This window comes from Flavobacterium pokkalii (genome assembly GCF_014596575.1).
GTDB lineage: Bacteria > Bacteroidota > Bacteroidia > Flavobacteriales > Flavobacteriaceae > Flavobacterium > Flavobacterium pokkalii.
This window is the reverse complement of sequence record NZ_NASZ01000005.1, coordinates 142502-161244: the sequence shown is the minus strand read 5'-3', so window position 1 is coordinate 161244 and position 18743 is coordinate 142502. Positions and strand designations below refer to the sequence as shown.

Sequence of the window (18743 nt, the reverse complement as noted above, 5' to 3'; positions counted from 1 at the left end):
ATAGGTTTTACCATTAATTTTAGCTTCGTAACTATTACTAGCTTGAGCTTCTATAACAATATTTCCGTTATTTTTACCAACACATGTTTCGCCATTAAGCTGTACCTTGAAATTATTAGAAGGCAATATAAATGGTGTTGCTTCTGTAGTGTATTTAAGAATCCCTTTTCCATCACCATCAGCACTTAAGGTTTGTCCTTCATAGGTTATTTCATTTCCTTTTCCGATGTATAATGAAACTTCTTTTTTATTGTTCCCTTTTTTGTCTTCTATACGAATAATTCCAAATCTTCCCGTAAAAGAAATACTAGGACTATTTAATGAAAAAATCTCTCCATCATTTTCATTAGAAATAATATAATCGGTAATAGTGGTATCATTAATTTTTGAAATGACTTTTGCTCCAACAATTTTATCATCTGTATAAAGATTATCCACAGATTGTACTGTACCTGAAGTATTTCTTGAAGGTTCAAATATGGAAACAAAAGGTTTATTCCAAGCTTCTCCAGGTTGCCTTACCGTAACAATTGGTGTTTTAATACCTTCATACCCCATTTGTCCTTCGATTGTTGCAGGTCCTTTACAAGCTGTATACTCCCTGTTCTCACCACCTGGCATTAATATGTGCATGTACCTTACACCCTGCTTGGTCATTGGTATAGTTGCTTTAACAGAAGCTGTAGTCGCTGCTGAAGTATTAACTTGTTCAAAATAATGCCATCCCGGAAAGAAAATGGACTTTCCTCCATATACACTTTCTATGGATTGATATCTACCCGTTGTAGGAGTAAGTTGTATTGGATTATTATAGCTATCTACCATAGAAACACCATCACCTACATTATGATAAACATAATCGTGAAAATCATTTGTTCCCAAAGATTTAGACCTGAACAAATCAAAATAATAACCGGTATTATCACTGGTTCTAATTATACTCAAAACACGCTGTTGCTTTGCATTATTAACAACATCATCCAGAACTTGTGATGAAAAAGAAAAATTATCAGAAACTGGTTGTGCAAGTGACAGCGGTTCTGCTGCTACGGTTTTAGTAGTATTCATAAAAAGCTGATTATCTCCTTTCCAAGCACCATCCCCTTTTCCTTTTGATTTTCCGTTTACAATTACTGTATTATGTCCTGCATATATCCTATGATAATTTCTAAACTCTTCACCGTCTCTGGCATTATTCCCGGCACCAACATCTCCTCCACCTGTACCCATAACAGCTCCCAAACCATATATTTCCATATCAATACCTGATAAGTGCGAATGTACATAATGGGCTCCACCTGTATATCCCATTAAACCAGATTCTACCCTATCAGATGTGTTAATATTTCTTTGCATGGCAATACCAGCATAGTCAATATTAATTGAGGAATTATAAGTAATTGGAGTTACATTTGTTAACTCTATATTAGAATTCCATAATAAATCCAATGGGCTATTCCATTCCAAAGTCTGTGTTGCAACGGTTGGATTATATCCTCCTTTGTTAAAATAAAAAGCTTTTAGCATCTCTCTGGATTTTGATTCTAAATCAATATAACCTTTGCGTTTAGAAATCACAAATACCCTTTCCATTAAATCTTCGGTATTTAAACTGGTACGATGGGCGTCACCAAATCTCATAACTTCTTTAGAATTAGGAAATCTATAATTTTCAAAAAAGAAAGAGTCTTCTAAAATAGCCTTATTATTATCAATAATATTAAGAGAAGGTTTGTATCTATCTACCACTTCCATCAATTCTAATACAATTCTTTGCGGTCCTACACTATAACCCGTAGCCTCTGGCCAAACTCCCGAATCTTTACATTCGTTCATCATCCAAGTTAATCCGTTTTGATTCGAAGTACCATTCATAAACTTATTAAAATAAGTTTGTCTAGTTGCATCATCTTCAATTGAGAGTACATTAAAAAGAGCTCCCGGAGCTTCTAAAACGGGATGATTCGAATTAATTCCACCTCGACTAAAAACATTATCAGCTAACTTTTTAAATGCTGTTTCAGAATTTGTAAAATTAAACGGAACTCTTGTTCCTGTGTCTAAATCATAAACCGTACTACCTGACTTATTTAAAAAAGTATGTACAAAGTCATATATCATAGGTGGTTTAGTATATGCCCCTCTAGAATCAATTAAATATGAATCAGAGTTCCCGGTTTGAAAATCTACATTCCCTGAAATTTGAGCAATTTTTTTTGTATAATGATAAAGTATATCGGCTGCTAACTGAGCATAATCTTCGTCTCCTGTTAACCAATATAGTAAACTAGCATCAAAACCTAAAGTTAAAATATTAATATGTGTCGAATAACTTCCTGGAAAACCGGGTATTGTATTAATAATCGTGGACGGGTCTGTTTTATGGGAATTCTTTTTAGAATCAACTCTACTCTTGTACTGATTGAATAAATTTTGTGCCCAAGTATTGTTGGCAATTTTATCTAATATTTCTTGTTTTTGGGCATCTTTTACCCAAATATGAGGGTGTATTAATGTAAAATTATATATTGGTGTTGGTGTTGGTGTTGGTGTTGTTGAAATAACTTGCCACTTACTACGAGCATCTGTATCTGCAACTGCACTACTAATTACCGTACCATTAGCATCTATATACATAAATCTACCACTACTACCTGCTTCAAATCTATATGTATTATCGGCTTGAATATAATGTACTGTCCAAATTTTATCAGAATCAGTAGTAGGAGAAGCCTTAGTTGTATTGACAACTGCATTTGGAGGTGTAAAAGTACTTCCTGTAGCACGTAAAACACCATTTATTTGACTATCTATATTATTATAAGTAATATTATTAACTGTTGTTCTAGTAAAAACCCATTCTTTGTCTTGTCCATCGCTAGAATTATTCAAAAGTACTGGAGAAGCTGAAGTTAACTGAGCTTGTAAATATTGACCTGTTTCTACATTTCTTAGTCGATAAATATCACCTGTCAAATTAGTCTTATCAACCGCAGTAATCACAACATTTACAAGTGAAGAACTTACTTGTGCATTACTATCATTATAAGCCACAGCTTGTACTGTATAATTACCTGGAGTTTGCGGTATCCAGTTATAAGAATATGGCAAAGTTGTAACTGACGAAACAACCTCATTATTTATCTTAAAATCAACACGGGTTAAAACTCCAACATCTGTAGTCGCATTTGCAGATAACTGAACCGTTTTTCCTTGTTCAAAAGATTGATTATCTGTCGGTGTTACAAGGTTAACTCCAAATGTCTTAGGTTCTTGCACTATAGCTAAATCTATAATTTGCAAATAAGTTGGTCTTGCATCATCTGTTTCCAACGCATTTTTTTCCAATAGATAATAGTATAGTTTTCCATTATGAATGTAAACTTGTCCTTTTTCAAAAGTTTTACCTGAGCTAGCCTCATAAATCCTTGTGAAAGAATTTGTTCCTCCTGGTGCTCTCTCAACATAAGGTCTGCCTGAAGAAGTCAAACCAATGATGTACACAAAATTACCGGAAGCATACAAGGTTTCAGCTCCCGAAAAATCAGTTGTTGTAATAAAACTCGTTGCTCCAGCAGGTTTATATGTATGTACTTGTTTGGTTTGTCCAGCAGTGCTGCTTGTGGTACTGTTATCTTTTACTCTACCAATAAAATGGATATCATTATTATCTGTAACGGTCCAGTCAAAACCACTTACCATATACACTTTATCCTTTTCTGTGGTTGCCACCAAGTCCCCTGGTTCAGAAATTTTGATTAAATCTGAATTTGAAATTGGTCTTGCAAAACCAGTCCCTGCATGATCTTTCCATTGTGTCAGGCCGCTTGGGTCATCAGAATAAGCATAATAAAACCCATTTTGATATTCATATTTATCATTATTTAGGTTTGCTCTTTGTTGAAAACCAACACGTATTTTTCCGTTTAAGAATTTAATATCCCCATATAGTCCCCAATTGTACGGGCTATCATAACTTGATGCATTACTTCTATTAAAGTCAGTGTAGCCCACCCAACTAGTACCATCATATTTTGCAAACAAGAATCTACCATTCTCAGAATAACCGAATCTGTTTTTCATAAACAAATCCCCTTGGTCATTTGTGAAAAAATCAGGATAAGTCAATAATTTAGTTACTGTCTCATTATCAATACCCGGAAAAGATAAGTGCTTATAATTATTATTTGCTGATTGAACAAATTGATTAATTGTAAATTCTTCATCAGAGACAGTTGCAGCACCTGGCACGGAATAAGAATACCTCAAGTAATCGTTTGAAAACTCAGGTACATTACCATTTCTATGCATGTCATACAACATGTGGATAGTCCCATTTTTAGGACAAATCCCCACCGAAATAGTATTATGAGTCTCACCTATCCACCATTTCCCTTCATAGCCAGTATGCTGGTGCGGAAATTCGATAGTCTTTATTGTTCCCGTTACCGTATTATAACGAGTAAGCATCACGTGCCTGTCTTCTTTACCCCCTCGATACCATGTCAGGAAAACGTATTTATCATACACTTTAATACAATCGCCATGAGGTGTAAGTGAACGACCATAAACATAATCGTACCCTGTGGTTGAATTTTCTGTGTGAGTAAGTGGTACTTTATCTCCATTAAAGTACATTGCAAAATCCGTAATCTTTACTTCTTTCTCAAGAGTAACTTGTCCTTGAAGCAATAAAGTAAAAAGTAAGATTGCAAAACTCAAAGATTTTTTAAGTATAATTTTATTCATATTAAACTAAAATATAGTTGGTTAGGTTAAAAATAGAATGCAATGTATTCAACCCATAAACATTTTCTGTACTGTTTTGTCCTGCAATTCATAAACTTTCTATATTTCATTTATAAAATTTTTTTCATAGAAAAAGGCTTATTAATAACAAAATATTACAATAAAAAAATCTGCTAAAGCTACCTGTCAATTATGACGTAGCTTTAGCAGATTCATAAAGTATAATACTTATTTTACCAGAAAATTACTTTTGTAGTTTCAAAACTTCACTACCCGCTAATAAATAAGCTCCTGTTCCAAAGTTTTGCCAACTCCCTTCAGAAGCTGGTTCTGGAAAGGCTCCAATGTTTTGTACCCAACCAATCATTCCGTTTTTGTGTTGACACTTGGTTAATGCAACCCAAGCTTTTTTGACAGCAGGTAAATATTTTGCTTTATCAAGCATCCCGTTATTGATACCCCATGCTAAAGCATAAGTATAAAAACCACTACCACTTACTTCACCATGATTATAGGTTTCAGGACACAATAAACTCGTGTGCCATAAACCACTTTTGGTTTGTAATTCTAGAATTCTTCCTGCCATTTCTTTGTACAAATTCACATAAAAAGGACGATTTTTATAATTTTCAGGCATATCAGTCAAAATTAAAGCCAAGCCTGAAAGCACCCAACCATTTCCTCTAGACCAAAATACTTTTTTACCGTTAGGCTCTTTCATATCCTTGTCTGAACCCGTCCAAATAAAACGTCCGTCTCTAGCAAACAAGTGCTCTTCTTTGTCATATAACTTGTTGTAAGCATCCATATAAAACTTGTGCATAACATCTAAATAAGATTCATCCTTAGTATGTTTAGCATACAAATTAATCACAGGAGGTGCCATAAACAACGCATCACACCACCACCATAAAATATTCTCATCTTTGTTTTTTGCCGTACCATCAGACCATTTATTAGGCTCTAGAATGTGAGCTTTTAAAAAATCTTGTGTAGGTTTCAAATTAACAAAATCTTTTCTCTTGAAAGTCATATCTAAATAAATGTAACTGTATGAAATCGCAACATCATCAGCATGATATAAACGTTTATAAGTTTGCCAATTATTATTATACCCTTGGTTTTTAAGCGCAGCTTCAAAAATTTGATTTTTAGTCGCAGCATGAGCTCTAGCCACTCCCGTATAATAAGCCCCTACAGTCCAATCTGTCGGTGCTATTGCCATGATAGGATGTGCTTCTTGCCATTCTAAGGCTTTAACCATTGAGGCTTCGACTTTAGATTTGTCAAAGACATTTTGTGCCATTGCATTCTCGCAAACTGAAAAGCTAACTACCGCTGCCAGCGTTACTAATTTGATTATTGATTTAATTACCATTTTTTATTTATTTAGTTTAAAAGTTGTTTTTAAATATTCCTGTGACGAAGTTCCTACCATTACAGTATAATCTCCAGCTTCTAAAATTTTATCCATTTTAAGTCCTGTAAATTCAAGCATTTTAGGAGTAATAGTAAATTTTACCACTTTAGATTCCCCTGGACTTAATTCGATTTTTTCAAATCCCTTCAACTCTTTATCAGGTCTGGTTACCGAACCGATTTCGTCCTTGATGTACATTTGAACCACTTCTTTTGCTTTTACGGCTCCCGTATTTTTGATGGTTACGCTAACTTCAATTTCAGAAGTTGGAGTGATTTCATTGACTGATAATTTTAAATTTGAATATTCAAAATTAGTATAGCTCAACCCGAAACCAAATGGATACAGCGGTCCCTTTTCAAGAAAGAGATACTCTTTCTTGAAATTAATTTCCTTCATGCTATAATGAAATGGCAATTGCCCTATAGTTCGAGGTACTGTTACCGGTAATTTCCCTGAAGGAGCAACTTCTCCAAAAATTATTCTTGCTAGTGATTCATCACCAAATTCACTTAAATCCCAAGTATCAAGAATTGCGTCAGAACTTTGAGCGATGGTATTTATCGAAAGTGTTCTTCGGTGTTTCAAAACAACAATTAACGGTTTTCCGGTAGCTTTAATTTGCTCAACTAACTCATCTTGGGCACCTACAGGATCAATTGAAGCTCTGTCTCCTAAAGCACTCGCAAAAAAAGCTTCTTTTGAAGTGTGTTCATCTCCACCAACAAAAACAATATTAACATCAGCATCCTTTGCAATAGTAACTAACTTATTCATTGCTTCAGGATTTCTAGGCAATAAATTTGGAATATCTTTTTTTCCATCAGTTAAATCAAATCCTTTCTCAGCTATAATCGTACTATTTTTACCCAAAACAGCCTCAAACATGGATTTAGTATTCTTGTGTAACAAAGGACCTAATAAAGCAATTTTCAACGGCTTATTTTTGTCTAAAGGCAAGGTTTTTTTATCATTTTTTAGCATAATAACAGACTCCAAATCAGACTCCTTTGCTAAATCCAAGGATGATTTAGCACGAACCCCCTTAGCAACTTTAGCAACATCAACATAAGGGTTATCAAACAAGCCTAAGATAAATTTTGTTCGTAACACTCGCCTTACAGCTCGGTCTATTAATTTTTCAATTTCTGGATTCTTTTTCACCATTTCAGGAAGATAGGCGTACGAATCCTCAGCATACAAATCGATATCAATTCCTGCTTCAAGCCCCATTAATGCTGCCGCTTGTGCTGATTCTGCTACTTTCATAAAGTAAAACAAACGGGCAATATCATTAGAGTCCGAAACTACATAGCCGTTGAATCCCCATTGGTCACGTAAAACACCTGTCAATAACTCTGGATTTCCATGACTTGCAATTCCGTTTAAATCCCCATGAGAAGCCATAATCCCTAAGGTTTTCGCCTCTTTTACAGCGGCCTCAAACGGAGGATAAATTTCGTCGACTAATGTTCGTGGTGAAATCTCGATAGCGGCAAAATTCTTCCCACCCAAAACTTGTCCATAGCCAGCAAAATGCTTGGCTACGGCACCAATATGTGTACCTTTCCCTAATCCTTCATAATTCCCTTGAACACCTTTAATTGCGTTAGTGACCATTTGTGTAGTTAGAAATGTATCTTCACCGAAAGCTTCTGACATACGTCCAAAACGAGGTTCTCTAACCAGATCCGCCTCAGGAGAATGGCACATGTGCATGCCTCTCAAACGTGCTTCTTTCCCAATTACATCCCAAATTCTTCTGACCAGACTTGGATTAAATGAAGCCGCAGAAGTCATCGGTCTTCCAAATTTAGTGCAACCTTCAGCATCCACTCCATTGTATGACTCTGTTACAAACAAGGCTGGAATTCCCCAACGATTATGTTCGATAATGTATTTTTGAAGTGCATTATTAAATTTGGCTGCCATAACAGGTTCCATGTGTTCAGCAGGATTTTTGATTCCTGCTATACCTAATTTTAATTTTCCGACAACTCTATCGGAGAGTTTTAAATTTCCTTTTGCATCTGCCTCAACTCCAATATTAGCATGAAAAATACGCATTTGAGCCACCTTTTCTTCCAATGACAACAAAGGCAACAAAGCCTCTACGCGTTCCTCAACTGATAAGGAAGCATTTTTGTAGCGTTTGAGATCCTTCGTCTGCCCATAGGACTGAAAAATAACCGTTAAACTGAGTAAGGGTAAATAATATAATCTTTTCATTAGATATTGATTTATTTAAAATGTAATTATTATCGTATAAAAGAATAAGAATCTAATTGTAATTTATTGCTATTGTTTATTGTTTCGATAGTGAAAATAAAATCGACTTTGTCTTGAATTGATTTTAAATCAATTACAATTTCCTCCGACTTTATTGAAGGTTTTAATTCAAATTGCTTTTTCCCGATTAATTGCTTATTATCCTGTTTTTGGTGAATTGAGATCAAGAAACGGCCTCCCATTGGAGCTATTAATCTTAACTTCAATTTAGTATAATCCCTATCTACTTTTATATTTGGAAAACACAAATAACTTTTCTTCGCAATAGTTTCAACCACAAAACCGTTTTGAAATTCTTTTTTAACAAATCCATCTGATTTAAAATAATCTTCAAATTCTATGCTGGTACTACTGGCCAAATAATTGGCTACACCAACACCATCGACACGAATAGGAGCGATTTCGCCGTTATCTTTGTAATGAATATAACTTATAAAGGTATCTCTGAAATAACGATTACCAGTTTGACTCATGTCACAATATGCATAATACCATTGATTGTGCCATTCAAAAAATGAACCGTGACGCCCTTGTAAAAAACCCGTAGGCCAAGTGGGTGCGTCATACCCTTTTGCAAAGCTTTCTTTATTAATGATAACGTCTTTATAATCATAAGGACCATATACATTATCAGACATGGCATAAAAACACCCCCAAGACAAATAATATTTATTGTTGTATTTATGTAAAAAAGGTTTATCGTCAGTGGGCTTTTCTAGATTTTTCCCATCCAAATTATAAGGACCTCTGGGATTAGTAATGACTATTTTTCGAGGAGTTTCGGCCAAACTTATCATGTCATCATTCAACTTTGCGATGTAATAATCCCAAACTCCAAAAATGATATAATGTACACCATCATCTTCAAAAATAGCCATATCGTATTCATCTGTTGGTGTTAAATCTGACGTTAACAAAGGCTTACCAAGCGGCTCTTTCCAAGGACCAACAGGTGAATCCCCTACAACCACACCTGTTTGCTGATTACTTTCTGAAAAATACCAATAATACTTTCCGTTTTTTTGTCCTACATCTGTTGCCCAACAACTCTGAAAATCTTTACCAATATAGGTGTCTTTAGGGTTCAATACGGAACGTTTTGTCCAGTTTACCAAATCAGGCGAAGACCATACCCACCAGTCTTCCATTACAAATTCTTTGTTATCGGCTGATTTATCATGAGAAGCATATACATAAGCCGTATCCTTAAAAATATGGATATGCGGATCATTCAGACCTTGATTGGGCACAATAGGGTTTTGCGAGTAGCTTTCAATAATTGAACAAAAAAATATAAGCGAATATGTTAGATTTATAATTTTCATTTTTTTAAATTTTGATTTGTAATTCTACTTTTTTTTAGAAAAAAAATCCTTAGCATCATACAAACCAAACTTATCACTGTTATAGAGTAATATATAATCAATGCTAAATCTTTGTGATCTCCCTGCAAGTGTTAATTTATATTTTTGACCTTTTTTAAAATTATAAATGACATCGTAATACTTATGCTTTTCTTTCTCAGCTTGAACCGCCCAGTGCCACTCTAATTCTGCGGTTGCTTCATTACCTTCTTGCAATACCTTAATATAATTTGTCAAATCACTCTTAGTTAGATTTGTTCCTGACTCAAAATCTCCTTCCATTTTTACAAAGATATCGTTACACCAATCAGAAGGAACTCCTTCAAGCCTTTTACTGGTCATAAGTACCATTCGATAGTTTCCATCCTTTGGACATACAAACTCATACTGTAATGGAGAGTCTGGATTTCCTATTTGTGGTTTGTTCCCGTTAAATTCTAAAAACGCAAATCCTGATGCGGATTTAACATAATTTTTATTTCCTTTCCTAATTAGATTCCAGTTTCCTAATGATGACGAAGTACTTTCTGCTTCTAAAAAAATATAATCATCTGATTCAAAGACCACTTCGGGAGTGGGCGTGGAGTTTGTTATTGGTTTATTTTCAAAAAGTGCTTTAACCTCTTTCCATCCCCCTTTTTCATTTCCGCCGTAAGGCCCTCCAGTTATTAACCAATAGGTCATTCCAGCATCTGAAATATCAAAATATTTTTCAATAGATTCTTTTCTTCCTTTAGTCAATAAGTCCAAAACACCAGTGTCATCGATATTATAAAGCCATTTCCAATTTTCATTGTTACTTTCTAAAAGCCACTTCCAATTAGTGATATGAGAGTAAAAATCATCTTCACCATTAGATTTATTTTGATCTAAAATTTGATGATAAACCACATCAGGAAAATCTTTTTTCATGTCCTCCCATGTTTTTTTATTTTCTGAGTGATTATGCACTTCATTCCATTGACTGTGAGAGATCGCATGGATAAATTTTCGCTTTTCAGGCAAGGTTGCTTTTATCATATCATATGCCATTTGCATAGGTCCCGCACAAATAAACCACAAAGGATTTTTTTTATTCGAACTGTTAGCTTCTTTGACAAAGTTGGTAATAGCGGCTTCTTTTTCTGATTGATCATCAAACACTTTTCTCGCATCTAAACCAAATCTTTTTGCTCCTCCCTTAGCAGCATCAGTCATTACTTGTTCCCAATTTTTATCAGAATCCCCGAGATGATTATTGTAATCATAATGTACAAATCGCTTTTCTAAACCAGCATAATGAATTAACGCTAATGAAAAAGCAGTTGCACCCCAATCATCTGTATCATGTAAATTTCCGTCGGAACTGAAAGCAATTCTTCCTTTAGGCATTTTTACAACGGATTTTTGCGCAACACACAAGTAACTAGAGAAACTAGTCACAGTTAAAACAATAAATAAAAAAAAAGGATTCATAATATTTTCTCTATAGTCGTTTTCATCTAAATTGTTACTTGTTCACCCTCTTTAGCAAATTATAAAGGCCTCATAAATCCTAAATATCAATACAAGATATGATACAATTACCATTACCTTAATTTCCTATGTAATAAAATAAACTTTTATTTCTTCGTTAAAATCATCTTAAAATTCGACATAAAATGATCTGTCCGTAGGTTGTTTTGGCTTTAATATGTGCTTATCAAAATGAATATATTGCCCATCACCAACATAAATATTGTTAAGCTCACCAGATTCATTTAGTGTAATTATAGCAAAAGAGCCTATAAATGAAAGTTTCAATTCTTTACTTTCAAAAATTTCATTTGTCCCTTGAGAAATAATATACTGGATTATTTTCTGACCTTTTATTTTACTCACCACTTTAAATCCTTTAAAAAGACCAGCCGTTTCCAATTTTTCTACAGTTTGAATTCCATTATCTGATTTTTCATCAAAACTAGGTTCGTAGATTACGGCAAAAGGATTAGACCATGCCTCGCCCTTTTGACGAATAACCATGGTAGGAGTAGGCAATTTATCATAGGGTTTTGGCGCTTCAAAAGTATGCGGTGCCATCACTTTAGTATATTCTCTTTCTTTATTACCTAGTATATAAAGATGCATAAAGCGGTTCTTTTTATCCTGTAACTTGGAGATTTCAAAAGTGGCATTTACATCTTTAGAATAAACCTCTGATGATGCTACTTTTTTAAAAAAATGCCAACCTGGATTTTTATAGTTTTTATTGTAAACATATTTTACATTGGCATTCTCTTGGAAACGATTTTCATCAGGCTTAAGGGTTAGGTCTTTGTTTAAAAACTGCAGTTCATCCCCAATGTTGTGATACAAATAATCGTGGTATTCATTAGGCATAGCCGACTTAGAACGAAATACATCTACATAATAACCTGTTGTAGGTGAGGTTCTTACCAATGCCAACGTACGCTCTTGCGTCGCTTCGGCCTTGTCTCCTCTATCGTCTAAAAAATTCGTTCTCGTGAAGGAATAATTAGGAGAAACTGCTGTTTCAAGCGGCTTAGGTTCCATTGCGACCAACTGGGTTCTATTGATGCCCAGATTAACCCAATCCCCTTCGCCTTGACTTGCGCCATTAACTACTACGGTGTTGTGCGCTGCAAATAATCGGGAATAATTTTCATGTAAATCGGTGCGGTATGCGCCACGGCCATTATCCACGCCTAATACTTGTCCTAATCCATACAATTCCATGTCCATTCCACTGGCATGACCATGTACCATTTGTCCGCCGCCTACAAAACACATTAGGCCATCCTCTGGATTTTTGGTTGAACTTAAATTGCGTTGCAGAAAAACACCGGCATGAGTAAATTGGTCTGTTCTTGGTAAAGTCGTTTGATTGACATCATAGCTTTCTTTTATATCCTCCAGCCACAATAATTGTAAGGGTGTAAAATAAGGTGAAATGCCTCCAGAACGTTTGCCTACTGTGGCTCTATCATATTTTTTAGATTGGATTCCTTCTGTTACTAAGGGACCAAATTTTGTTGTCAATTTAGTAATGCCCTCTTTTTTTCCCAATAGGTAGGCCATATCATAAGCATCATAAGGCGTTTCAAAATGACGATGTCCATCACCAAAACGGATGATTTCACCATTTGGATAACGAATACTATTCCAGCGGTCTAACGAAAATGGAATCTTATAATATTTTTGACCTAATTTTAAATCTGGATTGTAACGATCTAAAAGGATTAACATTCGGGTAGTAAACTCGGCTACTCCATTTGAATACTGGGAAGTCTCGGGATATACATCACCATCGTTTTTATATTTATGAGCCACATCGGGCAAAGCGTCCTGTTGTTCTGTTCCTTTAACCAAATAAAAATCCAAATATTTTTTTCTCAGACTTTCATCGTTCAAAGCCAACGCATTTTGTACCAAGCTAAACGATTCCAAAACTGACCAATTAGAGCCTGTATGACCGTGTTCAACCGCTAATTGCGCATAGGTTTCAAAAACTTTTTGCGCATTTTCAACAGAAAAATTGGTGTTTTTTTGGGAACCAATAGAAAAGGCTTTTCTATTTTTATCGATATAAGTTGCTACAAAATCATAAATAATAGGCAATTGTGCACCTATGATTCGTGCCTCTCTCAAATGGTCTGTAGGATACAGCCAACCTCCATTTCCTTTTTCGGTTGAAGGTTGTATTTGGATTAATCCCTCAACAAACGCATGGAGAATATCCACGGCACATTGTGCATAAGTCTTATCTTCGGTCAAGAAATACATCACACCGCAATCGATACCTATTTGTAAAAACTTGTTTTGTAGCGAACGGTCTGTATTATTTTCATTCACTGAATTCTCAAAACGCTTTAAAGGCGGTGTACTATCCGCTTTTTGTTTGGACCAATCAAAAGGAATTTTATTCAAGAATTCCCCAGGCGATTTTTTGTACAGTAGGATATCTCCATCCACTCTTTGTTTAAACTCCTTATAAAAAGAATTTGCCCAGGGTTGTGTCTCAATTTTTTTCAGAACTTGCCCCTTTTCCTCTTGTTTGACCCAAATAAAAGGACGTTGTAAATTTTGGGATACTCCCACAACACTATTCAAAACCAATAGTAGGACTACTATATTTTTAGCAAAACTATTCATTTTAAAAAGAATTAATTTTCAACTCAATCTTATGTTTTCCGGGAGTCAATCGAACAACTTGAAAAGCGGAAGGTACTTTTTCACCATTGTGAATCAAATCTTTACCCGCAAGATTATTCAAGGAGAATTCGGCTACCATATTTCCGGGAATTTCTAATTCATAAACCTGATGTCTAGCACCCTTATTAGTGTAATTCCCCTTAATCGTTCCTAACACTGTAGGCACTTCAATACTGCTAGACTTCAAATTACTCATTTGAGGCTTAATAGTCGCTATACTAAATCCTGGTGTCTTAGGCTTGATTCCCCATAATCCACGCGGAATAGCATTAGCTGGCACAGCACCCCATGCATGATTCCAGTCTAAGTTTACTTTATAGTCATAATCCCAAGCCTCAAGTGTAATAGTTGATCCAACTCTAATCATGTTATACCAACTTCTTTTATCAGTACTTGCTAATAATTTCAAAGCATAATCAGCTTCGCCTGCATTGTACAATCCGTCCATTAAAAACTGAGATCCATACACGCTACAAGCCATACCACGTGATTTTACAAACTCCACTACGGTTTTTATATGCTCATCTGGTACAAGTCCGAAAGCCAAAGGCATCATGTTAGCATGCAAAGAGGCATGGTCAGTCCCTATACCGTCAATATAAACACCGCGTTTTTTATCAAACATTTGTTCGTTAACCGCTTTTTTCACTTTGGCAGCACGGTATTCAAAATCCAAGGCTTCATCTGCTTTTCCTAGAAGTGAAGCAAATTGTGCCATAATTTTCATGTTTTCGTAAAAAAATGAATTGATCACCGTACTATACGGTTTAAAAACAAAACCATCATGCTCACCTTGATTACCACTTTGCATAAAATTAGCCAACGGCCAATCTACGATATCTGTCAATGGCTTGGTATAACCTTCTTTAAACCCTAGCTTGTACATGAATTCAGGTGTTACTTTGGTGGAAGTAATCAAGCCTTCTTCATTTGATAATTCATAAAGCGTTTTATGCTTTAATTTTTCATAATAACGTTCAATCAATTCTGTATTTCCTGTGTACATATAGTCGGCATAAATCAACAAGGCTACGTGTTGTTGCCATTCGGTAGGCCAAGTAGGATTTTCCATAAAATATTCTATGGTACGTCTTGCCATCGCATATTCTCTATCCGTAGTATAATGACTCAACTGATTCAGATAAGCATCAGCTTCATACGGAATTCGCTCTCTCTCTCCATCAACATACAAACCATTAAATGTAGTGGCCTTGATAGAATATTTACACAAATCCCATACTTGATTTAAAATATCATTAGAACTATTGAAGCTACTTGCGTTATCGTCCCAATAGGTATGGTAAGCTAATTGTTCAAAATCATTGGCTGTAATAGATTCTAAATTCCCTTCAATTTCAGCATATCTAAAAGGCATTAAAACAGGTACTCCTTTCGGCAATGCAATTGCCTTGTTAGGAAGCGTATTTCTAACATCTGGTTTTATTGCTATTTGATATTTCGTCTTACCTGGTACTACATTTACTTTTATCTCTTGGTACCTTATATTACTTTTTGCCGGCGGTGTACGATTTATATTTTGCCCATCTAACATCTCACCTATCCTGATAGTCAAAGTATGCGGTTTGGTAGTTTTGTAATTAAAATCCAATGTTGCAAAAGCTGCCTTACCAAAGTCAATGAAATGAAAATCACCTCGGTTTTCAAACTTAACTGGCTTTATCTTGTTAACTACATATTTATTTTCTGTTGAAAGCATATAGGTATCACTCTTACCTGTAGTGAATTGTTGTGGTTGCGAATAATCTACCAAGCGATTATCTTCATCCCAGATACGTACTTTCCAAAAATAGGTCTTTCCGATTTCTAAAGGTTTTCCATTATAGTCAACATTAGTGGATTGATTAGACCGAACGGTTTTGCTATCCCAGACATCACCAATATTCAAATCAATATTTTCTTTAGATGAAGCTACTAGAATTTGGTACGCTGATTGGTATTTAGATTCTAATGGTACCGTCCAGCCGAATTCAGGTTTTGTATCCAAAACCTTAACGCTACCGCTAGGCTCTCTTATCAGTTCTACCGTTAAATCAGTAGGTGGTGTGCGGTATTTGTCGCTATTCTTTTTAATTAATTCATCTAACTTAGCTCTTAACTGAGCAGCAATTTTTTGGTATTTTTTATCCTTAATAAGATTTTTGGTCTCTTTTGGATCTTTTGCAAGATGATATAGTTCTTCAACTCTTTTATCATTAACATATCTAAAATATTTCCAATCCTTAGTTCTCACCCCCTCACTAGGCGGAATTTCTGTAAAATCCCAAATATGTTCAATTAATATAGTATCCCTGTTGATTGTATTAGTTTCTTGCTTCACAATTGGCAATAAACTTTTTCCTTGCCATGTTGAGGGAGCACTGAGCCCAGCAATATCTGCAATTGTTGAAGGTACGTCAATATTTAAGGTCATTTCATCAATATCCTGATGCTTATTGACTCTTGGATCATAGATAATTAATGGTACACGGATAGAATTATCATACATTAACCATTTTCCTGCTAATTGTCTTTCACCTAAAAAATATCCATTATCACCCATCAGAATGATAACTGTATTATCTTCTAAACCTTTCTCTTTTAATTTTTTTCTAATTTTTGCAATTTCTGAATCAATTTCCGAAATCATTCTGTAATAACCTTTCAGGCTATGTTGGTATTTTTCAGGAGTATCAAAACGCCATTTCCATCGTAATCTATTAAAACCTGCTTGAACTTCTTTGGGCAATGCCTTAAAATATTTATCATCTGCCAAATCTGGTGCAGGAATAGTAGTATTTGCTAATAATTTATCAGATTCTGGTTGCCAAAAATATTGGTCTTCGGCTGGATCATGTGCATGTGGAGCACTAAAACTCAAGGATAAACAAAACGGTTTGTTATCAGGTGCATTATCTAAAAAATCTAAAGCTTGTTGACCTGTATATCTTGTTAAGTGTACTGTATCTTTTCCTATTGTTTTGTAGAAATACCCTCTTTTATCTTTGTATTTGGTATTCCTGTCATACGAATCATAAACATCAAACTGTTTATCAAGCTCACCATATTTAACTCCAAACTTCCCAAAAAAACCAGTGTAATAACCATTATTTCTCAAAACAACAGGATAGGAATTATTCATGTATTCATTCCTAATATTTCCTGTTTGAAAATTGAAGTTATGAGAACGTTCATACAATCCTGTCCACAATGAAGCTCTACTGGCTGCACATATTGGTGTTGTAGCAATTGCCTTTTTAAAATAGGTTCCCGAAGCAGCTAATTTATCCATCTCTGGTGTATAGACATACTTATTACCGGCACAACCTATGGCATCAAAACGCTGATCATCAGTCAAAATAAAAATGATGTTAGGTTTATTATTTGCTGTTTGCTGTTGAGCAATTACACTATTTACAGTAGTTAATATAACTAATAGAAATGATGGAAAGTTCATTCTGTACATGGTAAATCAATATTTTTTCAACTTTCATGCATTCTTTTAATACATAAATAGAAGATATAATCAATAGGATTTTCTGAAAAAAAGATATAAAAACCCACCACTATGAATAGATATAGAGGTGAGTTTTGATTAATTGTATTTTATAAAATCAGCTTGAAAAAATGATTTTAAAATAGATATTAAAAGTTAATCTTCATTATAAAGTTGTTGGCAAAATTACTTTGTCTACTGAATGAATTACACCATTAATCGCTTGCAAATCTTTCACAGTAATATTTGCAGTACGAGCTCTTGGATCCTTAATCGTTTTAGCAGTACCATTAAAATTAATCTGACCTACAGTTCCTGTTAATAAAGTTTGAAGCTTTGTATTAGTTCTACTCACAAAAAGAGACGAACTAATAGCTGCAGTAGTAGTAGCGGTACTTATTGTATGTATTTTCAATATATTACCTACCTGAGTTGGTGTTAAATCCTGAAGAGATGCTTTTGACAACTCTGTTAAAACATTTGAAAATGCTGTATTCGTTGGAGCAAATAAAGTTACTGAAGTGTTCGTATTATTGATAGCATCAAAAATAACCGGAGATGCTGATTGTGAATCAGAATAAGTAATAGCTGTTCTTAATGTAGAGAAATTTGAATCAAAACTCAACAATTTATCTATCGTTGGAAGATCAACAACTTTATCAACATAATGAATAACTCCATTTTCCAACTCCACATTTGGAGTTATTACTTTTGAATTACCATTTAAAACCACTCCATCGGTAGTATTAATGTACATACTTAAGTTAACTGTATTAGAACCACTAACTCTAGTTGCTTGACTTGAAACAAAACCTGTAGTAAAATCAGCTGCTAAAATTTTTCCTGAAATCAAATGATTATAAACAATACTTTGAATAGTAGCCAATGGTAAATTATCTATATTAGTAATACCGTTAGCTTGCATAAAAGCATCAAAAGCTGTATCTGTAGGAGCAAAAACAGTCGTATTACCAGGTAAATTTAGTTGAGAAAGTATCTTTCCTGATGCAGAATTTGAAGAATTTTCTATTCGACGCATAAGTTTTTCAAATATACTTAAATTAGGATCTTTAATAATAACCTGAGTAATGGTCACTGGGTTTTTAACTTCACCTGGTACAAAATGAATTACATTTATATTATCATCAGGAATATTACAGGATAGTACAATGACACTAGCCAAAATTCCCGTAAATAAATTTGTTATATGTTTTCTTATTTTCATAATTACTTTGTT

General features: G+C 34.5%; 8 protein-coding genes. All 8 read right to left on the bottom strand.

Annotated features, from left to right (window positions below; translation table 11 throughout):
• Positions 1 to 4749 (bottom strand): BNR-4 repeat-containing protein (locus B6A10_RS05940; RefSeq protein ID WP_188220102.1); only part of this gene is annotated, 4749 nt, incomplete at its 3' end.
• A gap of 244 nt (positions 4750 to 4993) precedes the next feature.
• Positions 4994 to 6127 carry a glycoside hydrolase family 88/105 protein gene (locus B6A10_RS05935; protein WP_188220101.1) on the bottom strand — a complete coding sequence of 378 codons (1134 nt, stop codon included), beginning with the start codon at positions 6125 to 6127 and terminating at the stop codon, positions 4994 to 4996.
• Positions 6128 to 6130: 3 nt separating this feature from the next.
• Positions 6131 to 8398, bottom strand: a complete 2268-nt coding sequence (locus B6A10_RS05930) for a glycoside hydrolase family 3 N-terminal domain-containing protein (protein WP_188220100.1) — start codon at positions 8396 to 8398, stop codon at positions 6131 to 6133.
• A 29-nt stretch (positions 8399 to 8427) separates the two neighbouring features.
• Entirely contained in the window at positions 8428 to 9783 is a 1356-nt protein-coding gene (locus B6A10_RS05925) for a family 43 glycosylhydrolase (protein ID WP_188220099.1), read from the bottom strand.
• Between the two features lie 24 nt (positions 9784 to 9807).
• Positions 9808 to 11193, bottom strand: coding sequence for a hypothetical protein (locus B6A10_RS05920; RefSeq protein ID WP_238929367.1), 1386 nt, complete (start codon positions 11191 to 11193; stop codon positions 9808 to 9810).
• A 252-nt stretch (positions 11194 to 11445) separates the two neighbouring features.
• A complete protein-coding gene (locus B6A10_RS05915) occupies positions 11446 to 13953 on the bottom strand; it encodes a heparinase II/III domain-containing protein (RefSeq protein ID WP_188220097.1) in 2508 nt (835 codons plus the stop codon).
• 1 nt (position 13954) lies between these two features.
• Positions 13955 to 17476, bottom strand: coding sequence for a sulfatase-like hydrolase/transferase (locus tag B6A10_RS05910; RefSeq protein WP_188220096.1), 3522 nt, complete (start codon positions 17474 to 17476; stop codon positions 13955 to 13957).
• A gap of 196 nt (positions 17477 to 17672) precedes the next feature.
• Entirely contained in the window at positions 17673 to 18731 is a 1059-nt protein-coding gene (locus tag B6A10_RS05905) for a fasciclin domain-containing protein (protein ID WP_188220095.1), read from the bottom strand.
• Between the last annotated feature and the right edge of the window lie 12 nt (positions 18732 to 18743).